Raw genomic sequence first — 4,329 nt, 5'->3', positions numbered from 1 at the left:
CTTCACCCGCCTGGTGCAGCGCGGCGCGGGTCGCCGGCACGTCGGCCAGCACGTTCAGCAGGCCGAAGTCGTGGATCATGCCGTTGTAGCGGGTGACGACGGTGGGCACGCCCGCGGCGTCGAGCTTGCGGCCGTAGGCTTCGCCTTCGTCGCGCAGCACGTCCTTCTCGGCGGTGATGACCAGCGCGGGCGGCAGGCCCTTCAGCTGCTCGGTCGTGGCCAGCAGCGGCGAGGCGTGGATGTCCTGGCGTTGCTTGGCGTCGCTGGTGTAGGCGTCCCAGAACCACTTCATCATCGGCCGGGTCAGGAAGTGGCCGGCCTCGAATTCGTCGTAGGAGGCGTTCTCGAAGCTGGCGTTGGTCACCGGCCAGAACAGCACCTGGGCGCGCAGCGCGGGGCCATGCTGTTCCTTGGCCATCAACGCGGTGACGGCCGCCATGTTGCCGCCCACGCTGTTGCCCACCACCGCCAGGCGCTGGCCGTCCACGCCGATCTCGGCGCCGTGCTCGGCCACCCACTTGGTTGCGCCATAGATCTGCTGGATGGCCACCGGATAGCGCGCCTCGGGCGAGGGCGTGTAGTTGACGAACACCGCGACCGCGCCGGAGTCGGCCACCAGGTCGCGCACGAAGCGCTCGTGGGTGGGGAAGTCGCCCAAAATCCAGCCGCCGCCGTGCACGAAGATGAAGGCTGGCAGCACGCCCTTGGCGCCCGCGGGCCGCACGATGTGGAGCTTCAGCGGCTGGCCGTTCACCTGGATGGTCTTCTCGCTCACGTCGGCCGGCGGCAGCTTGGCGCCAGCTTGCGCACCGACCAGCACCTGGCGCGCATCGGCCGGGCTCAGCGTTTCCAGCGGCTGGCCGCCGCCCTTGGCCAGGGCCTCCAGGAAGGCCTGGGTCTGGTGCTCCACGCCGGGGCTGCCGGCGGCAGTGGCGGAGCCGACCGTGATGCCGAGTGCGAGGGCGGCGGCGGCAGAAGCGATCAGGGTGCGAACGGAGGTCATGGCAGTTCCTTTGGGCTGACGGTTGAGGGTTGGCGCCGCGCTGTGGTCCAGAAAGGGCTTCAGCGCGGCGTTCGATGGACTGAACTTTGCCTGCCGGGTATGTATGTTTGGTATCTTTGCGTTCTTGAAAAATATCAATTAGTACAGTGAGCCTCACGCCTGACCTCAACGAAGCTGGCTGCACGGCCACACCCATGGACCGGCTCGCCGCGCTGTTCGAGCGCTTTTCAGTCTCGGCGCGCACCTTCCAGAGCGGGGCCTTGTGCGGCATCAACGCCATTGGCGAAGATGAGACGCGCGGGCAATTGCACGTCGTCCGCGCTGGCCGGTTGGCGGTGGACCACTTCGGCGCGGCGCCGCCGCTGGAGGTGTGCGAGCCCAGCCTGCTGCTCTACCCGCGGCCGCTGCCACGCCGCTTCATCACCGACGCCCAGCGCGGCGCCGACATGGTCTGCGCCCACATCGAGTTCACCGGCAGCGTGGCCAACCCGGTGGCCGCGGCGTTGCCGGACGTGGTGCAGCTGCCGCTGGCCCAGGCACCGGAAATGGATTTCCTGTTGAGGCACCTGTTTTCGGAAGCCGATGCGCGCAACTGCGGCCGCCAGGCCATGCTGGACCGGCTGTTCGAGGCACTCCTGATCCAGCTGCTGCGGGTGGTGATGGACCGGGGCCATGTGCGCTCGGGCATGCTGGCCGGCCTGGCAGACCCGAGGCTGCGCAACATGCTGGTCTCGCTGCACGAGCGCCCGCAGCAGCCCTGGTCACTCGAAAGCCTGGCCGAACTGGCCGGCATGAGCCGCACGGCCTTCGCCAACACCTTCCGCGATGTCGTCGGCGTCACGCCCGGGGCCTACCTGCAGGCCTGGCGCATCGGCCTGGCCCAGCAGCACCTGGCTGCCGGCATGCCATTGAAGCTGGTGGCCCAGGAGGTGGGCTACAGCAACGAGGCCGCGCTGTCCCGCGCCTTCCAGGCGCAGACGGGGCAGCGGCCGGGGGAATGGCGGCGCGGGGCGTCTGCCGCTGGGGTTGACCAGGCTCCCGGATCACCGGCGCGAGTTGGTCAAAATTCGCATTGAATTGGTGGGTTCACGGCTGCTCGCCTTCGGGGTCGCAGCGCAGCGCCGCGCTGCGCTGTGCGACCAGCTCAATTGTTGTGACAGCGTCACGACAATGGCTTCGCTGGGAAATGCCTCGGCAAACTGGATCATGCGGGCCAGCTCGGCGTAGCTGAACCCTCGGCCATGGTCGGCCGTCAATTCTCGTGACACCGTCACGAGAATCTGCTTGCCATACGCCGCCCTGCCGCCTTGAAGATGCTCTCTCGCAAGGCGCTTGCCTATGTGCCAGCACAGCAAGGTCTGAGTGGCGTACGCAGCCGCTGCAATTCGCTCGCGGGCCGACCTGACAAGCGCGCGCAGATCGCCCATCAGGGCGGCTTCGTCGATGCCCTCGGGCACCAAGGCTGCGGGTGACGGCGCTGCGGCTTTCGGCTTCATGGCCGGGATTGTCCAGCACCTAGGGGCATTTGCCCCGCCAGCCGCTGAGCTCCGGCCATGGCCAAGTGCAGTGGCGGGCGCGACGGAAGAAGCGCCGGGCTGCCTGAATCTCTTCGGCGCCGACGGGGGCCCAAGTCGGCCCCGTCGCAGGCACTCACGCCTCCGGCGTGAATCCCACCCGCTTGACCAGCGGGCCCCAGGCGGCGGACTCGGCCTTGACGGCCTTGGCCATGTCGGCCGGGGTGATGGCGGAGGCTTCGAAGCCGAGTTGGGAGAAGGCCTCGGCGACATCCGGTTGGGCGACGGCAGCGCGAATGGCGTCTGCCGCCCGGGTGACGGCTTCGGGCGAGGCCTTGCCGGGCAGGAAGAAGCCGTACCACTCCTGGATCTGCAGCGCGGGGAAGCCTTGTTCGGCGTAGGTGGGCACGTCGGGCGTGAAGCGGGAGCGCTTGGGGCCGGAGGTGGCCAGCACGCGCAGCTTGCCGCTGGCCAGGTGGGGCAGGTAGTCACCAATGGGTGAGCTCATGGCCGGGATCTGGCCGCCCACCAGGTCCTGGATGCCCGGCGCCGAGCCCCGGTAGGGCACGTGGTTCAACTCCACGCCGCTTTCCTTGGACAGCAGCATGCCAAGGAAGTGGGGCGGCGTGCCGGCGCCGGGCGTGGCGTAGCCAGCCTGGGCCGGGTTGGCCTTGACCCAGGCGAAATAGTCCTTGAGGTTCTTCACCGAAGCCGGCACGGCCGGGCCGACACCGAAGGCGAAGCTGATGATGCAGGCCGTGCTGACGGGGCTCACGTCGTCCGTGGTGTACGGCAGCTTGGTGAAGATGTGCGGGTACAGCGTGATGATGGAGGCCGGCGTGAGCAGCAGGGTGCTGCCGTCGGGCGGGTTGCGGCGCAGTTCGTCCACGCCGATGCGTCCGCCCGCGCCGGGCTTGTTGTCCACCAGCACGACCTTGGCGTAGTTGCCGCGCAGCTTGTCGGCCATGCGGCGGGCCACCGCGTCAGTGGTGCCGCCAGGGGGGAAGCCCACGACGATGCGGGCGGTCTCCAGGTTTTGTGCCTGCGCGAGGCCGGGCAGGGCACCGGCGGCAAGCGTGCCGCCAGTGGCCAGCAGGAACTGTCTGCGATCAAGGTCCATCGGTTTGTCTCCGTTGTGGGCGGGCCGTCAGCGCGGCCCTTTTTGGGAATCGGGAAAACAGTTCAGCGGGGCGCCATGCGCAAGGCGCCATCCAGCCGGATCACCTCGCCATTGAGGTGCCCGTTTCGGACGATGTGCAGCGCCAGTTCGGCAAACTCTTCCGGCTGGCCCAGGCGCTTGGGGAACGGGATGGACGCGGCCAACGACTGCTGCACCTCGGCAGGCAGCTCGTGCAGCAGCGGCGTGAGGAACAGGCCCGGCGCGATGGTGGCCACGCGCACGCCGAACTGCGCCAGGTCGCGCGCCAGCGGCAGCGTCAGCGAGACCAGGCCGCCCTTCGAAGCCGCGTAGGCTTCCTGGCCGATCTGGCCGTCGTAGGCTGCCACCGAGGCGGTGTTGACGATCACGCCACGTGCTCCATCCTGCAATGGTTCCAGCTTGACCATGGCCGCGGCGGCCAGGCGGATCATGTTGAAGGTGCCGACCAGGTTGACGTTGATGATGCGCTGGAAGTCCTCGATCGGCATCGGCGTGCCGTCCTTGGCGATCAGCCGCTTGGCGCCGCCGATGCCGGCCACGTTCATCAACACACGCGCCGGGCCGTGGGCTTCTGCCGCGGCGGCCAGCGCAGCCAGCACGCTGGCGGTGTCGGTGATGTCGCAGCGCAAACCCAGGCCGCCGATCTCGGCGGC

The 4,329-nt window shown here is 68.7% G+C and carries 5 protein-coding genes; 1 reads left to right on the top strand and 4 read right to left on the bottom strand.

What is annotated here, in order from left to right:
• Positions 1-1,003, bottom strand: a 1,003-nt coding sequence (locus FKP22_RS22420) for an alpha/beta hydrolase (RefSeq protein ID WP_141289901.1), incomplete at its 3' end; no start/stop codon positions are given.
• A 194-nt stretch (positions 1,004-1,197) separates the two neighbouring features.
• Between FKP22_RS22420 and FKP22_RS22415 the strand changes: the two genes are divergently transcribed.
• The gene (locus tag FKP22_RS22415) at positions 1,198-2,079 is read left to right on the top strand and encodes an AraC family transcriptional regulator (protein ID WP_141289900.1); all 882 of its coding nucleotides are present in this window, start codon (positions 1,198-1,200) and stop codon (positions 2,077-2,079) included.
• Here the strand turns inward: FKP22_RS22415 and FKP22_RS22410 are convergent.
• From FKP22_RS22410 to FKP22_RS22400, 3 genes are all read right to left on the bottom strand, one after another.
• The gene (locus FKP22_RS22410) at positions 2,047-2,499 is read right to left on the bottom strand and encodes a DUF1016 N-terminal domain-containing protein (RefSeq protein ID WP_141289899.1); all 453 of its coding nucleotides are present in this window, start codon (positions 2,497-2,499) and stop codon (positions 2,047-2,049) included. The two genes, FKP22_RS22415 and FKP22_RS22410, sit on opposite strands and share 33 nt — an antisense overlap.
• Before the next feature lie 154 nt (positions 2,500-2,653).
• A complete protein-coding gene (locus FKP22_RS22405) occupies positions 2,654-3,637 on the bottom strand; it encodes a Bug family tripartite tricarboxylate transporter substrate binding protein (RefSeq protein WP_141289898.1) in 984 nt (327 codons plus the stop codon).
• A 62-nt stretch (positions 3,638-3,699) separates the two neighbouring features.
• Positions 3,700-4,329: SDR family NAD(P)-dependent oxidoreductase (locus FKP22_RS22400; RefSeq protein WP_141289897.1), on the bottom strand; the 630-nt coding region annotated here is incomplete at its 5' end.

Origin of the sequence: Ideonella azotifigens, from assembly GCF_006519715.1 — a bacterium.
GTDB classification, from domain to species: Bacteria; Pseudomonadota; Gammaproteobacteria; order Burkholderiales; family Burkholderiaceae_C; genus Ideonella; species Ideonella azotifigens.
Note: the sequence above shows the minus strand (reverse complement) of the source record. Positions and strands in the feature narration are given on the sequence as shown.